At 60.1% G+C, this 19,169-nt stretch carries 20 protein-coding genes; 13 read left to right on the top strand and 7 right to left on the bottom strand.

The genetic code is table 11. The annotated features are described in order from the left end of the window. The first annotated feature begins 33 nt into the window (after positions 1-33). Positions 34-627 carry a LysE family translocator gene (locus tag PL599_RS04320; protein ID WP_269823622.1) on the top strand — a complete coding sequence of 198 codons (594 nt, stop codon included), beginning with the start codon at positions 34-36 and terminating at the stop codon, positions 625-627. Positions 628-633: 6 nt separating this feature from the next. On the opposite strand, the gene PL599_RS04315 is transcribed toward PL599_RS04320, so the two are convergent. Genes PL599_RS04315 through PL599_RS04305 form a run of 3 tightly spaced genes read right to left on the bottom strand, consistent with a single transcriptional unit; the run spans position 634 to position 2,334 of the window. After that, positions 634-1,422 carry an anti-sigma factor family protein gene (locus tag PL599_RS04315; protein ID WP_269823621.1) on the bottom strand — a complete coding sequence of 263 codons (789 nt, stop codon included), beginning with the start codon at positions 1,420-1,422 and terminating at the stop codon, positions 634-636. After that, positions 1,419-1,976, bottom strand: a complete 558-nt coding sequence (locus tag PL599_RS04310) for an RNA polymerase sigma factor (RefSeq protein WP_165691108.1) — start codon at positions 1,974-1,976, stop codon at positions 1,419-1,421. Before PL599_RS04310 ends, PL599_RS04315 begins: the two co-directional genes overlap by 4 nt. Then, complete coding sequence (locus PL599_RS04305) at positions 1,960-2,334, bottom strand: COG4315 family predicted lipoprotein (RefSeq protein ID WP_162520296.1); 375 nt, start codon at positions 2,332-2,334, stop codon at positions 1,960-1,962. Before PL599_RS04305 ends, PL599_RS04310 begins: the two co-directional genes overlap by 17 nt. A gap of 148 nt (positions 2,335-2,482) precedes the next feature. Between PL599_RS04305 and PL599_RS04300 the strand changes: the two genes are divergently transcribed. The 3 genes from PL599_RS04300 (at position 2,483) to PL599_RS04290 (ending at position 4,527) form a co-directional block, all read left to right on the top strand. Beyond that, positions 2,483-2,842 (top strand): ArsR/SmtB family transcription factor, encoded by a 360-nt coding sequence (locus tag PL599_RS04300; RefSeq protein WP_269823620.1) that lies wholly within the window; start codon positions 2,483-2,485, stop codon positions 2,840-2,842. Beyond that, positions 2,839-3,321: an SRPBCC family protein gene (locus PL599_RS04295; RefSeq protein ID WP_269823619.1), complete on the top strand. Its 483-nt coding sequence runs from the start codon at positions 2,839-2,841 to the stop codon at positions 3,319-3,321. Before PL599_RS04300 ends, PL599_RS04295 begins: the two co-directional genes overlap by 4 nt. 78 nt (positions 3,322-3,399) lie before the next feature. After that, positions 3,400-4,527, top strand: coding sequence for an ATP-dependent DNA helicase (locus PL599_RS04290; RefSeq protein ID WP_077981728.1), 1,128 nt, complete (start codon positions 3,400-3,402; stop codon positions 4,525-4,527). Here the strand turns inward: PL599_RS04290 and PL599_RS04285 are convergent, their stop codons facing one another. Continuing rightward, positions 4,528-5,226, bottom strand: a complete 699-nt coding sequence (locus tag PL599_RS04285; protein ID WP_077981729.1) for a MerR family transcriptional regulator — start codon at positions 5,224-5,226, stop codon at positions 4,528-4,530. A 235-nt stretch (positions 5,227-5,461) separates the two neighbouring features. Here PL599_RS04285 and PL599_RS04280 point away from each other — a divergent pair, with 235 nt between their 5' ends. Next, a complete protein-coding gene (locus tag PL599_RS04280) occupies positions 5,462-6,217 on the top strand; it encodes a pyridoxine 5'-phosphate synthase (RefSeq protein ID WP_077981779.1) in 756 nt (251 codons plus the stop codon). A 72-nt stretch (positions 6,218-6,289) separates the two neighbouring features. Next, positions 6,290-7,555: an NAD(P)/FAD-dependent oxidoreductase gene (locus PL599_RS04275; RefSeq protein WP_269823618.1), complete on the top strand. Its 1,266-nt coding sequence runs from the start codon at positions 6,290-6,292 to the stop codon at positions 7,553-7,555. Between the two features lie 68 nt (positions 7,556-7,623). Here PL599_RS04275 and PL599_RS04270 read toward each other — a convergent pair whose 3' ends face one another. After that, positions 7,624-8,670, bottom strand: coding sequence for an NAD(P)-dependent alcohol dehydrogenase (locus tag PL599_RS04270; protein ID WP_269823617.1), 1,047 nt, complete (start codon positions 8,668-8,670; stop codon positions 7,624-7,626). A 190-nt stretch (positions 8,671-8,860) separates the two neighbouring features. Here PL599_RS04270 and PL599_RS04265 point away from each other — a divergent pair, with 190 nt between their 5' ends. The 3 genes from PL599_RS04265 to ilvC all read left to right on the top strand — a co-directional run bounded on the left by PL599_RS04265 (position 8,861) and on the right by ilvC (position 11,894). Then, entirely contained in the window at positions 8,861-9,769 is a 909-nt protein-coding gene (locus tag PL599_RS04265) for an AraC family transcriptional regulator (RefSeq protein ID WP_269823616.1), read from the top strand. 402 nt (positions 9,770-10,171) lie between these two features. Beyond that, a complete protein-coding gene (locus tag PL599_RS04260; RefSeq protein ID WP_269823615.1) occupies positions 10,172-10,825 on the top strand; it encodes a TetR/AcrR family transcriptional regulator in 654 nt (217 codons plus the stop codon). Between the two features lie 49 nt (positions 10,826-10,874). Next, positions 10,875-11,894 carry a ketol-acid reductoisomerase gene (ilvC, locus tag PL599_RS04255; RefSeq protein WP_077981734.1) on the top strand — a complete coding sequence of 340 codons (1,020 nt, stop codon included), beginning with the start codon at positions 10,875-10,877 and terminating at the stop codon, positions 11,892-11,894. 68 nt (positions 11,895-11,962) lie between these two features. On the opposite strand, the gene PL599_RS04250 is transcribed toward ilvC, so the two are convergent. Both PL599_RS04250 and PL599_RS04245 read right to left on the bottom strand, forming a co-directional pair. After that, entirely contained in the window at positions 11,963-12,994 is a 1,032-nt protein-coding gene (locus PL599_RS04250; protein ID WP_269823614.1) for an endonuclease/exonuclease/phosphatase family protein, read from the bottom strand. A 106-nt stretch (positions 12,995-13,100) separates the two neighbouring features. Further along, complete coding sequence (locus PL599_RS04245) at positions 13,101-13,553, bottom strand: RbsD/FucU family protein (RefSeq protein WP_077981780.1); 453 nt, start codon at positions 13,551-13,553, stop codon at positions 13,101-13,103. A 273-nt stretch (positions 13,554-13,826) separates the two neighbouring features. Between PL599_RS04245 and PL599_RS04240 the strand changes: the two genes are divergently transcribed. The 4 genes from PL599_RS04240 to PL599_RS04225 all read left to right on the top strand — a co-directional run bounded on the left by PL599_RS04240 (position 13,827) and on the right by PL599_RS04225 (position 19,111). Continuing rightward, complete coding sequence (locus PL599_RS04240) at positions 13,827-15,071, top strand: aminotransferase-like domain-containing protein (RefSeq protein ID WP_271358921.1); 1,245 nt, start codon at positions 13,827-13,829, stop codon at positions 15,069-15,071. 336 nt (positions 15,072-15,407) lie between these two features. Next, on the top strand, positions 15,408-16,391 hold the full coding sequence (locus PL599_RS04235; RefSeq protein WP_077981738.1) for an ABC transporter substrate-binding protein: 984 nt from the start codon (positions 15,408-15,410) through the stop codon (positions 16,389-16,391). 9 nt (positions 16,392-16,400) lie between these two features. Then, entirely contained in the window at positions 16,401-18,095 is a 1,695-nt protein-coding gene (locus PL599_RS04230; protein ID WP_269823612.1) for an ABC transporter permease, read from the top strand. Beyond that, on the top strand, positions 18,083-19,111 hold the full coding sequence (locus tag PL599_RS04225; RefSeq protein ID WP_269823611.1) for an ABC transporter ATP-binding protein: 1,029 nt from the start codon (positions 18,083-18,085) through the stop codon (positions 19,109-19,111). The genes PL599_RS04230 and PL599_RS04225 overlap by 13 nt, the downstream gene beginning before the upstream one ends. Positions 19,112-19,169: the final 58 nt, after the last annotated feature.

Raw genomic sequence — 19,169 nt, 5'->3', positions numbered from 1 at the left:
ACGGCGGATAGGGTTTTGGCTCAAGGAGAGATCATGACCATAGAAACTTTCGCCGCGCTGGTGCTGTTTGCCTTCACCACCTCCATCACGCCCGGCCCGAACAATATGATGCTGTTTGCGTCGGGTGTGAATTTCGGTTTCCGCCGAACCATCCCGCATATGCTGGGCATTGGCGCCGGGTTTCTGTCGCTGCTGATCGGGGTCGGCTTCGGTCTCGGCGCGTTGCTGCATTCGGTGCCAGTGCTTTACGCCGGGCTGAAATTCGCGGGCGGGCTCTATCTCGTCTGGATTGCGTGGAAAATCGCGATGTCGCGCAGCCTCAACGAAGGTTCGGCCGCTTCCGAGCCGATGAGTTTCCTTGCCGCTGCCGTCTTTCAATGGGTCAACCCTAAAGCCTGGGTAATGGCGGTGACGGCGATGGCGACCTATACGGACGAGGCCCAATATTTCCTCACGGTCCTGATCGTCGGTCTTGCCTTTGCGGCCGTCAATCTTCCCAGTGTTTCCACCTGGGCCGGTTTCGGCTCTGTGCTGCGCGACTGGCTGTCGGTTCCGGTTCGGCTTAAATGGTTCAACATCACCATGGCTGTCCTGCTTGTCATCAGCCTCTGGCCAATGCTGAAATAACAGACCTCACGTCGGAAACTGCCGGTAACATTCCTCGGCGATTGCCTGCACCTCGTCGCGCGTCAGTTCGGCGGAAACGGCATAACCCAGCTCATTGTCGATCCAGTAGAAGGTTTCGACGCCATCGGCGCTGGCCATGCGGAAGCTGGTGGTGCGGTTTTCCTCGTTGTGGCCGATCAGCACGGTCACCCGGCGGCCGGTCTTGTCCTGATACATAAGCATCGCGCCCGGCTTGCCGCTGACGGGGATGAGACGCCCGCCGACGAGGTCGTATCCGATCTTCGACAGGTCGGGGATGGCAAAGGGATAACCGAGCCGCTTGCCGAGCCATGTGGCGAGATGTTGCTGTTCTCCCGCGCCGACCTCGACGGGATGGCGCACTTCGCTTGCATAGATGAGATAGGCGGATTTCGCCTGTGCCGGAATATCTGTCCTCAGCGACGCCAGGGTCACGTCCTGTGGCGTCGAAAAAGATGGGGGCAGCAGTCTGCCGGCTGCAGCGCCCGCCAGGAAGATCAGCAAGGCCGCAGCCGTCTGGAGGAGGGCCGGTTTCAGCCGCCATGCGCGATCCTTCTTTTGCGGGCTGAGTAGCGATGCGTCATGCGGATGTGCGGCGGCATAGGAAGCGAAGGCATTGCGCAAAATGTCGGCCTGTTTTTTCCATGCCTCCACGCGGGCCTGCTCCTCCGGTCTTTCAGCCAGCCAGGCCTCGACAGCCGCGCGTTCGTCGTCGGAAAGAAGTCCGTCGACATAGGCGTGCAGATCGTCTTCGGTTATGGCGTCCGGCCGTTTCATCGTGGTCTCCGCAGGGGTATGATATTATCCGCCGCCAGATGCTGGCGAAGGGTTTCGCGGGCGCGGGACAGTCTGGACATGACGGTGCCGAGCGGGATCGACAATGTCTCTGCCGCCTCCTGATAGCTGTAGCCCTCCACCGTCACCAGCATCAGCACGGCGCGCATGTCCGGCGAAAGAAGGGCGAGTGCGCCGTGCAGCCGGTCGTTCTCCAGCGTGTCGGAGAACGTCTCCGCGCCAGCGATGCTCTCATGGCCGTCCAGGCTTTCGGACGGGTGGCGTTTCTCGGCGCGGTGGCGGTTGCGATAAAGATTCGTCATTATCGTGTAAGCCCATGTTTTCAAAGCCGTTCCACGCCATTGCCTTTTATTGGCCAGCGCCTTTTCCACGCAGTCCTGCAAGAGGTCCTCGCCATCGGCGTCGGAACGGGAAAGGCTGCGGGAATAACGGCGCAGCATGGGTATCAGCGCCAGCATCTCCGTTTCGAAGCTGCCCGCTGCGGGGGAATTACTCCCCCGCTTTTCGTCCTTCATGCCGTCAGGGTTTTGCGGCATCCCATACACCGTTCACACCGTCGCCGGTGGCGTCGCCTTTTTTCATGTCCTTGACCCAGTAATAAAGCGGCATGCCATCCTTCGCCCATTGCATTTTGCCGTCCTTGCGCTTCACGAGGGAATAGGCGCCCTCGGCCTTGTCGCTGGCGGCTGCGAAAAATGGCGGCCAGTTCACCGCGCATTTGTCGTAACAATTGGATACGCCCTTCTTGTCGTTCTTGAAAGTGTAGAGCGTCATGCCTTTTTCGCCCGCCAGCACATCGCCCTTGGCGGTCTTGACGGTTTCGACCATAGGGGCGGCATAGGCCGTTCCGGCAAAAGCCAGAACGAGGGCGGGAACGATAAAGCGGATCTTCATGGGTATATCCTCCTTGGTTCGGGCGGGCTCAAGCCGCCAGCACATCAAGAGACACCGCAGCCCCACTGATTATTCCCTGCGGCAACGAATTTTTGCGATTTTTAAACTTATCCATTGAGCTAACTATTTTGATATGATAGTTAGCCTTATGGAAAACTATTCAGGCGCGCTCGACGACATCTTCCAATCTCTTGCCGATCCGACCCGCAGAGCAGTGATCCTGAGGCTGGGCGGCGGGGAGGCGAGCGTCGGAACGCTGGCCGAGCCCTTCGACATGGCCCTGCCGTCCTTCATGAAACATATCCGCCAGCTGGAAGAGGCGGGGCTGATCGTGACGCGCAAGCAGGGGCGTGTCCGGTTCTGCTCGCTGGAGAAACAGAGGTTTTCCATGCTCGATGGCTGGTTGTCGCAACAGCGCGCCATCTGGGAAGGCCGCACCGACCGGCTCGAACAATTCGTCATGGCGCAACAGGACAGGATGTCCAGCAAAGGGGAGAATGAGCAATGACCGAGACTTTCAATCCCGATCTTGACCTGAAGATTTCACGCATCATCAGGGCGCCGCGCCGGCTCGTCTGGAATGCCTGGACGGACAAAACCAGCCTCGAACAATGGTGGGTGCCGCATCCCGGTCAGTGCCGTGTCGACCGTATGGAGCTTCATCCCGGCGGCGCTTTCGAGACGCGCTACAGCGAAGACGGCAAGGAATTTGGCCAGCATGTCAGCGGCTGTTTTCTGGCGGTGGATCATGAGCAGCGTCTCATCTTCACCGATGCGCTGACCGCAGGTTTTCGCCCCTCCGCCCAGCCGTTCCTCACCGCCGTGATGACGTTTCGCGATCACCCTGATGGCATGGAATATGTGGCCTATGCCATGCACAATAACCCTGGGGATCGTGACAGGCATGCGGAGATGGGGTTCTTCGATGGCTGGAACACGGTTGCGGAGCAACTGGCGCAGCTTGTCGAGAAGCAGGCCGCGCATTGAGCCGTCATATTAGCGAGACGATTCATCTTTCGTTCTTTTTCTGTTGCGCATCAGGCTCGAATCCTGCGATGAGGGCGCATGTTATTTTCACCGCAACAGGACGAAGCGCTCAAGGCTGTTTCCCGCTGGCTGAAGGAAGGCCGGACGCCGGTTTTCCGGCTGTTCGGTTATGCCGGGACGGGCAAGACGACGCTTGCCAAACATTTTGCGGAAAATGTCGATGGCGAGGTGCTGTTTGCGGCCTTCACTGGCAAGGCGGCGCAGGTGCTGCGTTCGCGTGGCGCCACCAACGCCCGCACCATCCATTCGCTGATCTACCGCCCGCGCGGCGAAGAAACTGTCGAAGACGAGGAAACCGGCAAGACCTCGATTGCGCCGATGTTCTCCATCAACCGGCAAAGCCCGCTCGCCAAGGCGGCGCTGATCATCATCGACGAATGTTCGATGGTGGACGAGCAGCTCGGCAGGGATCTGATGAGTTTCGGCACCCCGATCCTCGTGCTCGGCGATCCCGGCCAGTTGCCGCCGGTTTCGGGCGGCGGCTTCTTTACCGAACAGGAGCCGGATTATCTGCTGTCGGAAATCCATCGTCAGGCCAAGGACAATCCCATCATCCATCTTGCCATGGATGTGCGGGAAGGCCGGGAGATCATGCGCGGTGACTATGGTTCCGCGCAGGTGATCTCCAAGTCAGAGGTGACGCAGTCGCTGGTGCTCGATGCCGATCAGGTGCTGGTCGGAACCAACCGCACCCGCCGTCGCTACAATCAGCGGCTTCGCGAGCTGAAGGGCTTTACCGCCGATTATCCGCAATCCGGCGACAAGCTGGTCTGCCTCCGGAACGATCCCGCCAAGGGGCTGCTCAACGGCTCGCTATGGCAGGTAATGAGCTCTTCGCGCGAGACGGTGAAACCCGGCATCAACCTGATGATCCGGCCCGAAGACGACGATATGGATCGTGGTGCTGCCAAGATCAAATTGCTGAAGGCGGCCTTCGAGGATGTGGAGACGGAAATTCCGTGGTCCACGCGCAAGCGTTATGATGAATTCGATTTCGGCTATGCGCTGACCGTGCACAAGGCGCAGGGTTCGCAGTGGAACAATGTGGTTCTCTTCGACGAGAGCTATGCGTTCCGGGACTCGCGCGAAAGGTGGCTCTATACCGCCATCACGCGCGCGGCGGAGACCCTGACGATTGTTCGTTGATCAGGCGCGGATGACGCCGAGCAGAACCGCCTTGGCGACCGCCTGAAAGCGGTTGCTGGCATTGAACTTGCCGATGATCGTCGCCTCGAGAACATGGAGATCGCTGCCCGAAAGACCAAGAGCGCGGGCGAGCCTCACCGGGGCGTAACCCTCCGCCATCAGTTCCAGGCATTTTCGTTCGGTGTCGGTGAGTGCGATGTCCTTTGCCGGCGCCCGTTCCGCGCCGTCCATGCCGTCCGCGTCCGTGTCGGCGACCAGCAGTTCCTCGATCTGCTGGGCCTGGCGCTGAAGGGTGGAAAGCTCGGCGGTCAATTCCCTCTTCCGCTGCCGCAACGCGGCGTGAAATATGTCGTCGGCCTCTTCCTGCGAGAGCGAACGGACGAGTTTTTCCATGATCTCGGTAATCGCTGCGACCGATATGCCGACTTCGCGACAGACGTTAATGACGGCCATGCGCTGGACGTTGCGGTGGGTATAGACCCGCATCTGGCCGATGCGCTTCGAGGTCAGCAGCGCCTTTTCTTCGTAAAAATGCAGCGTTCGGTGGGTCACCCCGAAGATGTTGGCCATGTCGGCGATGGGCACGGGTTCTGCGGGCAGGGAGGAGGGCAGGCTTATATCCGGTAGAAAGCTGCTGATCCTTAGATTGGGTTTGTCCTCGTCGCCGTGACTTTCGAACGGCATCCGGCCATCCTGCATTGTCTCCCCCTTCGCGCTCTTTGACAGCGTGCCTGCCTTTTTAAGGTGCCCGTTACTTGTTCCCCCAAGACGGGCATGTTTTTCGATCAAAACCTCATGCCAAACGCTACATCAGAACCGTAACGTGTATTGTCTGTTTTCGTTCCCGCAGTAATAAAAATTTTGCCGGCCTCCTTGCGATTGGCCTCGACCTGCGTGAAACAGGATGTCAATTCCGAACCGGAGCCTCGATGCCATGCCCGCAAAACTTTCTGTCAATCTGAACGCAATTGCGATGTTACGCAACCGTCGCGATCTTCCATGGCCGGATGTCGCGCATTTCGGGCATATTGCACTGGCGGCGGGGGCAAGCGGGCTGACTGTACACCCGCGACCGGATCAGCGCCATATCCGCTTTTCCGATCTGCCGGTGCTGCGCGCCCTGATCGACGACAGTTTTCCCGGCGCGGAATTCAACATCGAAGGTTATCCGACCGAGGATTTCCTCGTTCTTTGCGAGGAAACCCAGCCGGAACAGGTGACGCTTGTGCCTGACGACCCGTCGCAGGCGACGTCCGACCACGGCTGGGATTTCCGCAAGCACGGCGTTTTCCTGAAAGACGTGGTGGGACGCCTGAAGTCCGGCGGCATGCGCGTCTCGCTTTTTGCCGATGGCGATGGTGAGCGCGAGCCGGTGGAACTGGCGGCCGAGACGGGGGCGGCGCGTATCGAACTTTACACCGGCCCATATGGCGGCTGCTTTGACGATCCGCAAAAGGGCGATGCGCTTCTTGAAAAACTCGGGCAGACGGCGGATCATGCCAGAGCGCTCGGACTTGCTGTCAATGCCGGCCATGACCTCACCGTGGCAAACCTGCCCAAGCTGATGGAACGTATCCCTTATCTCGCCGAGGTTTCGATCGGCCACGGGCTGACGGCAGATGCCATGGAATATGGCATGGCTGAAACTGTCCGGCGTTTTTGTCAGGCCTGCGGTCAGCCTAATTCATAACCAAAGTCAATTTTTTCGCCTATGCTTTGCCTTGCGCATGCTCCGTGCGCAGATTTTGGAAGGCAGAGACATATGCAAGAACATCATGTTGTCGTCGTGGGTGGAGGCTTCGGCGGGTTACAACTGGTGCACGGGCTGGAGGGGCTCCCTGTCCGCATCACATTGATCGACCGTCGCAATCACCACCTGTTCCAGCCCCTGCTGTATCAGGTTGCGACGACGGCGCTGGCGACATCCGAAATCGCCTGGCCGATCCGCCATCTTTACCGCGACCGCAAGGAGGTGACGACCCTGCTTGCGGAGGTGACCGGCGTGGACCGGGCGGCGCGGACCGTGCAATTGAATTCCGGCCAGGTAATCGGCTTCGATACGCTGGTGCTGGCCACCGGCGCACGTCACGCCTATTTCGGCCGTGACGAGTGGGAACGTTCGGCCCCCGGCCTCAAGACGCTGGAAGATGCAACGACAATCCGCCGCCGACTGCTTCTGGCCTTCGAAAGGGCCGAACTTGCCACCAGTGAAGAGGAGCGGCAGGCGCTTCTGACCTTCGTCATCATCGGGGCCGGCCCGACCGGCGTGGAAATGGCGGGCATGATCGCCGAACTCGCCCACAGGGCGCTGCCGGCGGAATTCCGCAATGTCGATACGACAAAGGCCCGTGTTCTGCTTGTGGAGGCGGGACCGCGCGTTCTGCCGGTCTTTACGGAGGATCTTTCGACCTATGCGAAGGAAGCGCTTGAGAGGCTTGGCGTCGAGGTTCTGCTCGGCACGCCGGTGACGGCCTGCACGGATGAGGGCGTGACGGTGGGCGAGACCTATTATCCGTGCCGCACCGTCGTCTGGGCCGCCGGTGTGCAGGCATCTCCGGCCGCCAAGTGGCTGAATGCCGCCGGCGACAGGGCAGGGCGTGTCATCGTCGGGCCGCAGCTTCATCTCGAAGACGATGCCGATATCTTCGTCATCGGCGATACCGCCGCCGTCAATCAGGAAAACGGCAAGCCGGTGCCGGGCATCGCGCCCGCGGCAAAGCAGCAGGGCGCCTATGTGGCAAAGGTCATCAAGGCGCGGCTGGAGGGCAAGCCGTCGCCATCGCCCTTCCGCTATAGCCATCAGGGTAATCTCGCCACCATCGGCAAACGCGCGGCGGTGATCGATTTTGGCCGGTTCAAGCTGAAGGGCGTGCTGGCCTGGTGGATATGGGGGCTTGCCCACATCTACTTCCTGATCGGAACGCGCTCGCGGCTGGCCGTGGCCTGGAGCTGGCTGTGGATTTACCTGAGCGGCCAACACAGTGCGCGGCTGATTACCCAGAAAGAGACGCTGAAGGACGAGGCCTGACGCCTAAAAACAACAAGGGCGGGAAGCATGACTTCCCGCCCTTGTTTATTTGGTCGTCTCTAGGCGCATCACGCCTCGAGCGAGGCCATATCGATGACGAAGCGGTAACGCACGTCGCTCTTCAGCACGCGCTCATAGGCTTCATTGACGTCCTTGATGTCGATCTTTTCGATCTCGGAGACGATGTTGTGCTTGCCGCAGAAATCCAGCATTTCCTGGGTTTCCTTGATCGAGCCGATCATCGAACCGGCGAGCGAACGACGGCCGGGAATGACCGAGAATGCGTGGACCGGGATCGCATGTTCCGGCACGCCGAGCAGAACCATCGTGCCGTTGACCTTCAGCAGGTTGAGGTAGGCGTTCCAGTCGATTTCGGCGGAAACGGTGCAGAGAATCAGGTCGAAGGTGCCGGCGAGCTTCTCGAAGGTCGAGGCATCGCTGGTGGCGTAATATTCCTTCGCGCCGAGCTTCAGGCCGTCTTCCTTCTTCGACAGGGACTGGGAGAGAACGGTGATATCCGCGCCCATAGCCGAACCGATCTTCACGCCCATATGGCCGAGACCACCCATGCCGACGATGGCGACCTTTTTGCCGGGGCCGGCATTCCAGTGGTGCAGCGGCGAATAGAGCGTGATGCCGGCGCAGAGAAGCGGCGCAGAGGCATCCAGCGGAAGGTTTTCCGGGATGGAAAGGACGTAGTCTTCCCGGACGACGATATGGTCGGAATAGCCGCCCTGGGTCGCGGTCTTGCCGTCTCTATCGACGGAGTTATAGGTTCCGACGAGACCGGGCATATATTGCTCGTTGTCGAGATCGCGCGTGGCGCAGCCGACGCAGGAATCGACGAAACATCCGACGCCGACATGGTCGCCGACCTTGAACTTCGTGACCTTGGAGCCGACGGCGCGGACGACGCCGGCGATTTCGTGGCCGGGAACGATCGGATAGACGGCGTTTTTCCATTCGTTGCGGACGGTGTGGATGTCCGAGTGGCAGATGCCGGCATATTTGATATCGATGACGACGTCGTCATCGTTTGGCTCGCGGCGTTCGAAGGTGAACGGGGTAAGCGGCTTCGACGCATCGGTCGCAGCATAACCTCTAGCAATGGCCATCTGAATATCCTTATCGAGGGGTTGGGGACGGCGGAATATGCGATGGAAGCGTGAGGCGGCGTTAGAGCGATCCTCCGAGCTTTTTGCACGATCCTGCAAAAAATGCCCCGTGTGCTCTTTGCGGATGTCGGGTGGCTTTCTAGATAAGCAACATCCAATATATCTCTTCCTTCAGTTAAGGGATTTTCCCATGTCCTTGCCGTTCAATGTCTATCGGGAGATCGCCTCCATCGCCGCGCGGCACGTCACGGAGGACGGCGAGGTGCGCACGGCGATAGAATCGCTGGGCATCAGCCGGCGCACGACGCCGAGCGCTCCCTGCCACGGCAGCTATCGTCCCTGTCTCGCCATGGTGATCCAGGGGTCGAAAAGCGTTCAACTCGGAACGGACACCATCAACTACGGCGCGGGGGATTATCTTCTGACCTCGCTTGATCTGCCCGTTGCATGGCGGGTGGTGGAGGCGAGCAGGGAAGTGCCGCATTTCTGCATCTCGCTTGCCGTCGATAGTGAGAAGCTGGTCGATCTCATGCGGCGTGTACCGATCGATCCTGCGGTGGAGCCGACGAATGCGCAGCGCGGCATCGTCGTCAACAGGGCAACACCGGAGCTTCTCGATGCCGCCATACGGCTCCTGCGTTTGCTTGATCGTCCGGCCGACATCGCCGCCATGGCGCCGCTGATCGAACAGGAGATACTTTATCGCATCCTGACCGGACCGGCCGGCGGGCAGCTGATGAACGTCATCGCGTCCGGCAGCCATGGCAATCGCATCGCCCGCGCCATCGCCTGGCTGCGCGAGAATTTCGCGCGCCAGTTACGGATCGAAGAACTGGCCGAACAGGTCGGCATGAGCGTCTCGTCCTTCCACCATCATTTCAAGACGATCACGGCCATGACGCCGGTTCAGTATCAGAAGCAGCTTCGCCTGCATGAGGCGCGGCGGCTGATGCTGCTGGAGCGGCTGGATGTCGGCACCGCCGGCCATCGCGTCGGCTACCAGAGCCCGTCGCAGTTCAGCCGGGAATATAGCCGCTTTTACGGGCTGTCGCCGTCGCGCGATATTGATGCATCGCGGGAGATCAGCGCGGCCGGGTAGATTGGTTCTTTGGGAAGGTTTTCCATTGTCTACGGAGCGCGGCGTTACCCCCCTCTGCCCTGCCGGGCATCTCCCCCTCAAGGGGGGGAGATCGATCTGCGGCAAGGTCTCGCCCATCTCGAAGCTTGGGAATGAAGCGACAAAAGGGACCCTTGCCGATCTCCCCCCTTGAGGGGGAGATGCCCGGCAGGGCAGAGGGGGTAAAGCTCCACGCGCCGTCTATCTGCTAGCCAACGTATAACCCCCTGAAGTTCCCCGCAAGCTCCCTTTCACACTCCGCCGCACCGCGTCAATTCTCGTCCTCCCCCGAAGAATCCGCTTGACCCCAACGCTGCCTCCGCTTAAATGACGCTCGAACCGTACCGTACGGTACATTAATTGAGCCCCTGGAGATGAAAAGACTTGGCTTCCGACCCGATCACAGCGCAGGAATTTTCGCCGCGCCAGAACGCCGTTCTGGACCAGGCATTGCGTCTATTGGTCGAGGGCGGCGAGAAAGCGCTCACCACATCCGGGCTGGCGCGTGCGGCCAACTGTTCCAAGGAAAGCCTCTACAAGTGGTTCGGCGATCGCGATGGCCTGCTGGCAGCGATGATCACCTTCCAGCAGAGCAAGGTTCGTACCTTCGAGAAGGCGGGCGACCGCGTCTCCGCGCCGCAGCTTGCCGATCACCTCGAGGTATTCGCGCATGATCTGCTCGACGTTCTGGCGGGCGACGTGTCGCTGGCGCTGAACCGCCTCGCCGTTGGCCAAGCGAGCCGTGACGGCTCCAAGCTCGGCGATCTGCTGCTCGAACGCGGCCGTCGCCAGATCGACCGGCGGGCGCGTGGACTGCTCGAAGCGGGTCGCCGTTCCGGCTATCTGCGTTTTGATGATGCCGAGGAGGCATATCGCAGTTTTTACGGCCTCATCGTCTCGGATCTGCATGTGCGCATGCTTCTGGGCGAGGCGCCGGACAAGGATTTTTCTGCCCGGGCAAAAAAGGCGGTCGTCGCCTTTCTGACGCTTTACGGGACGGAAAAGGTACATTCGGAACTCAGCGGCAAACTCGCCTGAGGTTCCGGTTCAGACAACTGAGAGACAAGCATTAGGGAAGGACCATCAAATGCGCGTTTATTATGATCGTGATGCCGATCTCAATCTCATCAAGTCCAAGAATGTCGTCATCGTCGGTTACGGCTCCCAGGGCCGTGCACATGCGCTGAACCTCAAGGATTCCGGCGCCAAGAACGTCGTCATCGCTCTGAAGGCCGGTTCGCCGACCGTCAAGAAGGCCGAAGCCGACGGCTTCAAGGTCATGACCGTTGCCGAAGCCGCCAAGTGGGGCGACCTCCTGATGATGGCAACGCCTGACGAATTGCAGGCCGACATCTACAAGGCCGACATTGCCGGCAACATCCGTGACGGTGCGGCGATTGCTTTCGCACACGGCCTTAACGTTCACTTTGGCCTCATCGAGCCGAAGGCATCGCTCGACGTCGTCATGATCGCACCGAAGGGCCCCGGCCACACGGTTCGCGGCGAATACCAGAAGGGCGGCGGCGTTCCCTGCCTCGTTGCCGTTCACCAGAACGCTTCCGGCAACGCGCTTGAACTCGCTCTCTCCTACGCCTGCGGCGTTGGCGGTGGCCGTTCGGGCATCATCGAAACCAACTTCAAGGAAGAGTGCGAAACCGACCTCTTCGGCGAACAGGTCGTTCTGTGCGGCGGTCTCGTAGAGCTCATCCGCGCCGGTTTCGAAACCCTGGTCGAAGCCGGTTACGCACCGGAAATGGCCTATTTCGAGTGCCTGCACGAAGTGAAGCTGATCGTTGACCTGATCTATGAAGGCGGCATCGCCAACATGAACTACTCGATCTCCAACACGGCCGAGTGGGGCGAATACGTCACCGGCCCGCGCATCATCACCGCCGAGACCAAGGCTGAAATGAAGCGCGTCCTGCACGACATCCAGACCGGCAAGTTCACCTCGGACTGGATGCAGGAATACCGCTCGGGTGCGGCCCGCTTCAAGGGTATCCGCCGCATGAACGACGTTCACCAGATCGAAGAAGTCGGCGCAAAGCTGCGCGGCATGATGCCCTGGATCGGCAAGAACAAGCTGGTGGACAAGGCCGTCAACTAAGCTCCATCGCTTGGTGGAAACTTTGGAGGCCGGGGCGAAAGCTCCGGCCTTTTGTTTTCGATGTGCTCTCACATGATGGCGTCGTCTTCCTCGACGATAACGGAAACGGGAAAGTGATCGGAAAATCCGCCGAGATTGACGTTTTTGACCGCATCGCCCTTCGACAGGCCGAAGCGGATAGGCCCCTCGTTCTTGCTATGGCTGACCATGGCGGCGATGGCTTCGACTTTCGCGGTTTCCTCACGCACGCTGAAGCCGTTGCTGCCGCTCAGAAGTGATCGGGAAACGAGGATCTGGTCGAAGATATTGGCGTCGCCATTGAAATAGAGCGTGCCATAGATCGTCCTTGCCGTGCCGACTGAATCCACCACGGGCTGGCGCAAATAATTCCAGGCAAGATTGTAGAACATGGCCGATTGCGAATTTTCGACATCGTCGCGCTCGCGGGTGGAATTGGCGTGATAGCGCAGCGAGGCATCGGACGGGTCGTCGTTGAAGTCGCCGAAAGCGATAACGGCGATGTCGTTTCCTTTTTCCTCGCGAATACGCTGATGCCAGTAGCCGAGCGTTTCGCCGGCGGTCATTCGAAAACCGGCGCTTTCGACCGCGCCACCCGAGCGCGACGGCCAGTGATTGGAAAGCGCAATGAGCTGGCGTCCGCCCTTGGTGATGAAGGTGCATTGGGTAATGTCGCGCGTGCCGGTGCGGCGCATCACGAAATGGCTGAAAATCTCGTTTTCGTTGATCAGCAGCTTTTTGCTGTCATAGATGAAGGCGGTGTCGATGCCGCGCTGGTCCTTGCTGGAATCGGCGTGCACGACGCGATAGGCGCGCTCAGGCATGAGATCGTTCAGATGTTCTGCCAGCGTCTCCAGGACGAAACGGTTCTCGACCTCGCAGACGCCGAGCAAATCAGGCCCGGCACCGCCGATCTGTCGGATGATGATGCCGAGCTGCCTGATCTTGGTCCTGAACAGATCCTCCGTCCAGCCTTTCAGATCGTTCTTCAGCCGCTCGGCAATCCACGGTTCTCGCGCCGGATAACCCTCCGGCGCAAACAGGTTTTCGACATTCCAGAACGCCAGGACATATTGGGTCATGATCCGCACACCTCCGGTTGGGTTTTCAAGCCTAGTGGAAGTTTTTGCCACAACAACTTGAAATTGTCATGAAGGTCGGCAGCTAGCGAAATTTCCTGCCTCCGGCTTATTTTGCCGGCGGGATGACACCCTTCGTCAGCAGGAAGCAGCCATAGAACCGGGTCTCGCCAGTGGTGATGACGCAATAGGCCTGCTTGGCTTTTTCGTAGAAGGCAAAACGTTCGATTCCGTACATGGGGGCGGGTTTTCCTTCCGCCGCGTCGATTTCCTTCTGCACTTCGGCCTGTACCGGTTCCAGCTGATCGGGCGCGCCCATCACTTCCATGCGGCCGACCGAGGGCTGCAGCGGCGTGTCGAGCGGTAGAACGGACAGGATAGCCTTCATGGCGCGGGCGGCCGAGACGTTGTCGATATGCAGCACCTTGCCGACGGTGGTCTGGCGGGCCACCGAATCGGAAGGGAAATTAGTGTCCGAGATCACCAGCGTATCGCCATGGCCCATGGCGCGCAGCGCGTGCAGAACATCGGCGTTCAGCGCCGGGTCGATATTTTTCAGCATGTCGTTAAACTCCCATGATGCTCTCGCCGGGTTGCGGCGCGCGCGCAATCCAACCGGAAAACCATGCCGCGTCAATCGCAAAGGTGTGATTGTGAAGCTTTGCGCAAGGGTGTATTTGGCTTTGTCCGCAAATCTGGGCGTCGATGCAGGTCGGTTGCGGGCAATGTGCAGGGAGGCAGAAATAATTCGAAAAACTGATAAGTCAGTATTGCTGACATATCGACATTTCTGTAAAGATGCACGCATAAAAACGACACAAGAGGAAACGTACCCATGCTTGATTGGGAACAAATTTTCGCCACGCGCTCTTCGCGCATGAAAGCGTCTGAAATCCGCGAGCTGCTGAAGCTGCTCGAACAGCCTGATATCATCTCCTTTGCCGGCGGCATTCCGGACCCGGCCCTTTTCCCCGCAGAGGAGTTTCAGCAGGCTTACGCGGAAATTTTCTCCGGTTCGCAGGTCAACTCGGCGCTGCAATATTCGGTAAGCGAGGGTTACAAGCCGCTGCGCGAGTGGCTGGCGGGCGAGATGGACAAGATCGGCATCGAATGCACCGCTGACAACGTCTTTATCGTTTCCGGTTCGCAGCAGGGTCTCGATTATCTCGGCAAGCTGTTCCTGTCGCCGAAGGATACGGCGCTGGTGACCTGGCCGACCTATCTCGGCGCGCTTTCCGCCTTCAACGCCTATGAGCCTAATTACGACCAGCTGAACCCCGGCGGTAACCGTACGCCTGAGGCTTACCGCGAAACGGCGGCCAAGCTCGGCGGCGCGGTGAAATTCGCCTATCTCTCGGCCGATTTCTCCAATCCGACCGGCGAAACCGTCGATCTCGCGGGCCGCGAAAAGGTTCTGGCACTGGCTGACGAGTTGGATATCGCCGTCATCGAAGACGCCGCCTATCAGTCGCTGCGTTACGATGGCGAGGCTGTTCCGCCGATCATGGCGCTTGATATCGCCCGCTCTGGCGGCATCGAGAACACCCGCACCATCTATTGCGGCAGCTTTTCGAAGACGTTGGCGCCTGGCCTTCGCGTCGGTTACATCGTCGCTTCCGCGCCTGTCATCCGCAAGCTGGTGCTGATGAAGCAGGCCGCCGACCTGCATTCCTCGACCATCAACCAGATCGCCATCGAACGCGTCGCCTCGCGCGGCTTCGACAAGCAGGTCGCTAAGATCAAGGCTGCTTACAGCGCACGGCGTGATGCGATGCTGGCGGCACTCGAGAAGTACATGCCGAAGACGACCAGCTGGACCAAGCCGGAAGGCGGCATGTTTATCTGGGTGACGTTGCCTGAGGGCATGGATGGCGCGGCGCTGCTGGCCAAATCCATTGCCACGGAAAAGGTCGCCTTCGTTCCGGGTCGAGCTTTCTTTGCGGATGGTTCGGGTACGAACACGCTGCGCATCAGCTTCTCCTGCGCCAATGAGGCGATGATCGAGGAGGGTATGAAGCGGCTTGGCCGGTTGATCGCGACGGCTCAGGCGGAGACGAGTGAGGTGCTTGCGGCAATTTGAGGGGGCTGGCGATGAGGCCTTGAAAGGTGGAGGGTGTGGCTTACCCCCCTCTGCCCTGCCGGGCATCTCCCCCTCAAGGGGGGAGATCAGCAAGACGCTCTACCGTTACTCCCCTCTCAAGCGTCGAGATGGGCGAGGCCTAGCCACGGATCGATCTCCCCCCCTTGAGGGGGAGATGCCCGGCAGGGCAGAGGGGGGTAAACCGCGAGTGTTGAGGGGCAATGTTACTCTCAATCCTGACGGCCCCAAGAGATCACACCCCAAAAATCCTGCCTGTCACATACATGTTATGCAATCATGTTTTAGCGGTCCCACGAAACAACAGGGACTGGACCCATGAAAACGCTGCTTTCCGCTTTCACCGCCATCGTATCGCTCGGCTTCATCGCCACCGCCGCCAATGCCGCCGATCTGGTGCTCTACACCAGCCAGCCCAACGAGGACGCGCAGGCGACCGTTGATGGTTTCAAGGCTGCCAACCCCGGTCTCGACGTCGAATGGGTGCGTGACGGAACGCCGAAGATCATGGCCAAGCTGATGGCCGAGATCAATGCCGGCAATCCGGTTGCCGACGTGCTGTTGATCGCCGACACCGTGACGCTGGAGCGCATGAAGCAGGCCGGCCAGCTTCTGGCCCACAAGTCTCCCGAAGCCAAGAATATCGATGCTTCGCTTTATGATGCGGACGGCTTCTATTATTCCACCAAGCTCATTACGACCGGCATCATGTACAACACCGCGGCCGCGATGAAACCGACGAGCTGGAAGGATCTGGCCAAGGCGGAAGCCAAGGGTCTCGTCACCATGCCGAGCCCGCTGACCTCGGGTGCAGCGCTGATCCATGCGCAGACGCTTGCCGCAGCAAACGGCCTCGGCTGGGACTATTACAAGCAGCTTAAGGCCAATGAAGCCATCGCCGGCGGCGGCAATGGCGCGGTTCTGAAGTCCGTTGCGTCAGGCGAAAAGGCCTATGGCGTGGTGGTCGATTACATGCCGATCCGCGAAAAGGCCAAGGGCGCGCCCGTCGAGTTCGTCTTCCCGGAAGAGGGCGTTTCGGCTGTCACCGAGCCGGTCGCGATCATCAAGGGCACCAAACACGAAGAAGCCGCCAAGAAATTCGTTGATTACGTGCTGTCCGAAAAGGGCCAGCAGGGCTTCGTCAAGCTCGGCTATATCCCGGTGCGCGCCGATGCCGGCATGCCGGAAGGCTTTCCGGCTCGCGACAAGATCAAGGTTCTGCCGCTCAACGCCGCTGACGCGCTGAAGAACTCCGAACAGGACCTGAAGACTTTCTCCGATATTTTCGGCTCCAAGGGCTGATATAGCGGAATGACCCGTTCCAATGCCTATGGAAGCAGCCAGCCGCGCTGGCTGTTTCCTTTTGTCGTGAGTGTCGTTTTCGCGCTGAGCGCCCTGCCGCTCGGGCGGCTGGCCTATACCGGCATCGTCTCATCACTGAATGGTGATATATGGCGGCTTCTGGCCGATCCCGCTCTCTGGGATGCGGCGCTGAACACGCTCTCCACCTCGTTTTTCGGCATGCTGATTTCACTTGCCATCGGCGGCGCCTTTGCGCTTGCGCTGACGCTCTGCGACATCCGCGGCAAGTCGATCTTAAGTTTCCTGTTCATGCTGCCGATGATGATCCCGCCGCAGGTGACGGCGCTGTCGTGGATCGGCATGACAGGGCCGTCGAGCACGCTGTTGAAGGCCATCGGCCTTGCGCCGGCACTGGGTTCGCCGCAGCCGCTTTATTCGGTTACGGGCATCGCGCTTCTGCTCGGTGTGCAGCATGCGCCGCTCGTCTATCTGTCGCTGCGCGCCGGTCTGCTGGCTTTGCCGCAGGACGGCATCGAGGCTGCCAAGCTCTCCGGCGCTTCGCCGCACCGGGTGCTGTTCGATATTATCCTGCCGCTGTCGACGCCGGGATTGATCGCCGGGGCGGCGATCTCCTTCGTCTCCAATGTCGGCAATTTCGGCATTCCGGCGATCCTTGGCATCCCCGCCTCGATCTTCACTTTGCCGACCTTGATTTACAGCCGTTTTGCCAGTTTCGGCACCAGCACATTCGGCGATATCGCCATTCTCTCCACCATGATCGCGATCATCTCCGTCGCCGGGCTTGCGCTTCAGGAACGGGCGATGAAGGGCAGGGACTATCGCATCATCGGTCTTTCCGGCAAGGCGGCGACATTCCGGCTTGGGCTGTGGCGGGTGCCAGCGGAGCTTGCCCTGTGGCTTGTGCTGTTCTTCATGCTGGTGGCGCCGCTGACGGCGTTGGTGGCAAGCTCGCTTGCGCCCGCCTATGGCGTGCCGCTCAGCCTCAAGACGGCGACGCTGCATGCCTATGAGGAGTTGCTCTATCGGCAGAGCGTGACCCGCACGGCGTTCCGCAATTCGCTGTTTCTCGCGACGGCGACATCCTTATGTCTCCTTGCGGTGACGGTGCTGACGGCTTATTTCCTGGTGCGCGGCAAAAGCCGTTTCATGTTCCTGCTCTCGGCGCTGGTGGATATTCCCTATGCGTTGCCGGGGGTGGTGATTTCCGTCTCCTTCGTGCTGCTTTTCGCCGCTCCCATCCCGCTTGTCGGCATCACGCTCTACGGCACGATCTGGATCATTCTGCTCGCCTATTTCTCCTCCTTCTTCGCCGTCAGCCTGAAACCCATGGTCAGCGCCTTCCTGCAATTCGATCCATCGCTGGAAGAGGCAGCAAGGCTCTCCGGCGCCGGTTTCTGGCGGCGGTTGAAGGATATCATCCTGCCGCTGGTCGGGCCTGCGGCGGGCGCTTCGGTCATCCTTGTTTTCCTGATCGCCTGCAACGAGTTGACGGTGTCGGCGCTGCTGTGGTCCGCCGGCACGCAGACGCTCGGCGTGCTCATCTACAATCTCGATGACAGCGGCAGCTTCGATCTTGCCTCCGCACTTTCGGTGCTCGTCGTCATCATGGTGATTTTCCTCATGGCTCTGCTGGAAATTCTGGGGCGCTATCTGCCGAAAGGAGTGGTCCCTTGGCGAAACTGATCCTCAACCGCCTGTCGAAAAGTTTCGATACCGGTTCAAAGCCAGCCGTCGACGATGTTTCGCTTACCGTGCGGGAAGGCGGTTTTCTCGCTCTGCTCGGGCCTTCCGGCTGCGGCAAGACGACCGTGCTGCGCATGATCGCCGGTTTCGAACAACCGACCGACGGTTCCATCCTGCTCGGCGAGCGGGTGCTGGCCGATGCCGGCAGCATGGTACCGCCGGAGCGTCGCAATATGGCGATGGTGTTCCAGTCCTATGCGCTGTGGCCGCATATGTCGGTTGCCGACAATGCCGGTTATCCCCTGAAGGTGCGTGGTATTTCGGGCGAGAAATATCGCGAGAAGGTGCGCCAGGCGCTGGCCGCTGTCCGCCTCGAGAGTTTTGCGGAGCGCCGTCCCGCCGAATTGTCCGGCGGCCAGCGGCAGCGTGTGGCGCTTGCCCGTTGCCTCGTTACCGAGCCTGACGTGGTGCTGCTCGATGAGCCGCTCGCCAATCTCGACCGGCATCTCAGGCAGGAGATGGAGGAGACGTTTCGGGAATTCCATGCCCGCTCCGGCGCAACCATGATTTACGTCACCCACGATCAGGCGGAAGCCATGGCGCTGGCGACCGATGTCGCCGTCATGTCGCAGGGCAAGCTGCTGCAGATTGCGCCGCCGGCGGAGCTTTATGCGCGGCCTGAAGGCAGGCTCGTCGGCTCGCTGGTGGGGCAGGGTGCTATCCTCCGCCTGCCGGTGCCGGACGGAGCATCGCGCGATCTCGACTGGGCCGGGCTTCGGGCCGCGATGGAGAGCGGGGCGCAATTACCGCTGGCAGATATTCTCGTGCGGCCGCAGGATGTGTTGCGGGATGCCGAGGGTATCGATTGCACCGTCACCTCGGTTCTCTACGAGGGGGAGCGGTATGCCCTTCGTCTCGATCTGCCGGATGGGCAGGCGCTCCGGGCCTATTCACGGGAAGCCGTGGCCATAGGCGACCGGTTGCCCGTTGCAATTCGTGCGGCATGGCGGCTTTAGGCTATTGGCGAGGCAGGGTTTGAGCGGCTAAGCTTTCCGTCCAGCAACAGGAACGAAA

Origin of the sequence: Agrobacterium sp. ST15.16.055 (genome assembly GCF_027956555.1) — a bacterium.
Classification (GTDB): domain Bacteria; phylum Pseudomonadota; class Alphaproteobacteria; order Rhizobiales; family Rhizobiaceae; genus Agrobacterium; species Agrobacterium salinitolerans.
The sequence above is the reverse complement of the archived record's forward strand: the minus strand, read 5'-3'. Positions and strand labels throughout refer to the sequence as shown.

Bases quoted from the DNA above. Each gene is read 5' to 3' on its own strand.
- PL599_RS04275 (WP_269823618.1), top strand. From the start codon at position 6,290: ATGCAAGAACATCATGTTGTCGTCGTGGGTGGAGGCTTCGGCGGGTTA.
- ilvC (WP_077981734.1), top strand. From the start codon at position 10,875: ATGCGCGTTTATTATGATCGTGATGCCGATCTCAATCTCATCAAGTCC.
- PL599_RS04310 (WP_165691108.1), bottom strand. From the start codon at position 1,976: ATGCCGCAAAACCCTGACGGCATGAAGGACGAAAAGCGGGGGAGTAAT.
- PL599_RS04270 (WP_269823617.1), bottom strand. From the start codon at position 8,670: ATGGCCATTGCTAGAGGTTATGCTGCGACCGATGCGTCGAAGCCGCTT.
- PL599_RS04320 (WP_269823622.1), top strand. From the start codon at position 34: ATGACCATAGAAACTTTCGCCGCGCTGGTGCTGTTTGCCTTCACCACC.
- PL599_RS04235 (WP_077981738.1), top strand. From the start codon at position 15,408: ATGAAAACGCTGCTTTCCGCTTTCACCGCCATCGTATCGCTCGGCTTC.
- PL599_RS04300 (WP_269823620.1), top strand. From the start codon at position 2,483: ATGGAAAACTATTCAGGCGCGCTCGACGACATCTTCCAATCTCTTGCC.
- PL599_RS04265 (WP_269823616.1), top strand. From the start codon at position 8,861: ATGTCCTTGCCGTTCAATGTCTATCGGGAGATCGCCTCCATCGCCGCG.
- PL599_RS04315 (WP_269823621.1), bottom strand. From the start codon at position 1,422: ATGAAACGGCCGGACGCCATAACCGAAGACGATCTGCACGCCTATGTC.
- PL599_RS04305 (WP_162520296.1), bottom strand. From the start codon at position 2,334: ATGAAGATCCGCTTTATCGTTCCCGCCCTCGTTCTGGCTTTTGCCGGA.
- PL599_RS04295 (WP_269823619.1), top strand. From the start codon at position 2,839: ATGACCGAGACTTTCAATCCCGATCTTGACCTGAAGATTTCACGCATC.
- PL599_RS04290 (WP_077981728.1), top strand. From the start codon at position 3,400: ATGTTATTTTCACCGCAACAGGACGAAGCGCTCAAGGCTGTTTCCCGC.
- PL599_RS04250 (WP_269823614.1), bottom strand. From the start codon at position 12,994: ATGACCCAATATGTCCTGGCGTTCTGGAATGTCGAAAACCTGTTTGCG.
- PL599_RS04240 (WP_271358921.1), top strand. From the start codon at position 13,827: ATGCTTGATTGGGAACAAATTTTCGCCACGCGCTCTTCGCGCATGAAA.
- PL599_RS04280 (WP_077981779.1), top strand. From the start codon at position 5,462: ATGCCCGCAAAACTTTCTGTCAATCTGAACGCAATTGCGATGTTACGC.
- PL599_RS04245 (WP_077981780.1), bottom strand. From the start codon at position 13,553: ATGCTGAAAAATATCGACCCGGCGCTGAACGCCGATGTTCTGCACGCG.
- PL599_RS04285 (WP_077981729.1), bottom strand. From the start codon at position 5,226: ATGCAGGATGGCCGGATGCCGTTCGAAAGTCACGGCGACGAGGACAAA.
- PL599_RS04230 (WP_269823612.1), top strand. From the start codon at position 16,401: ATGACCCGTTCCAATGCCTATGGAAGCAGCCAGCCGCGCTGGCTGTTT.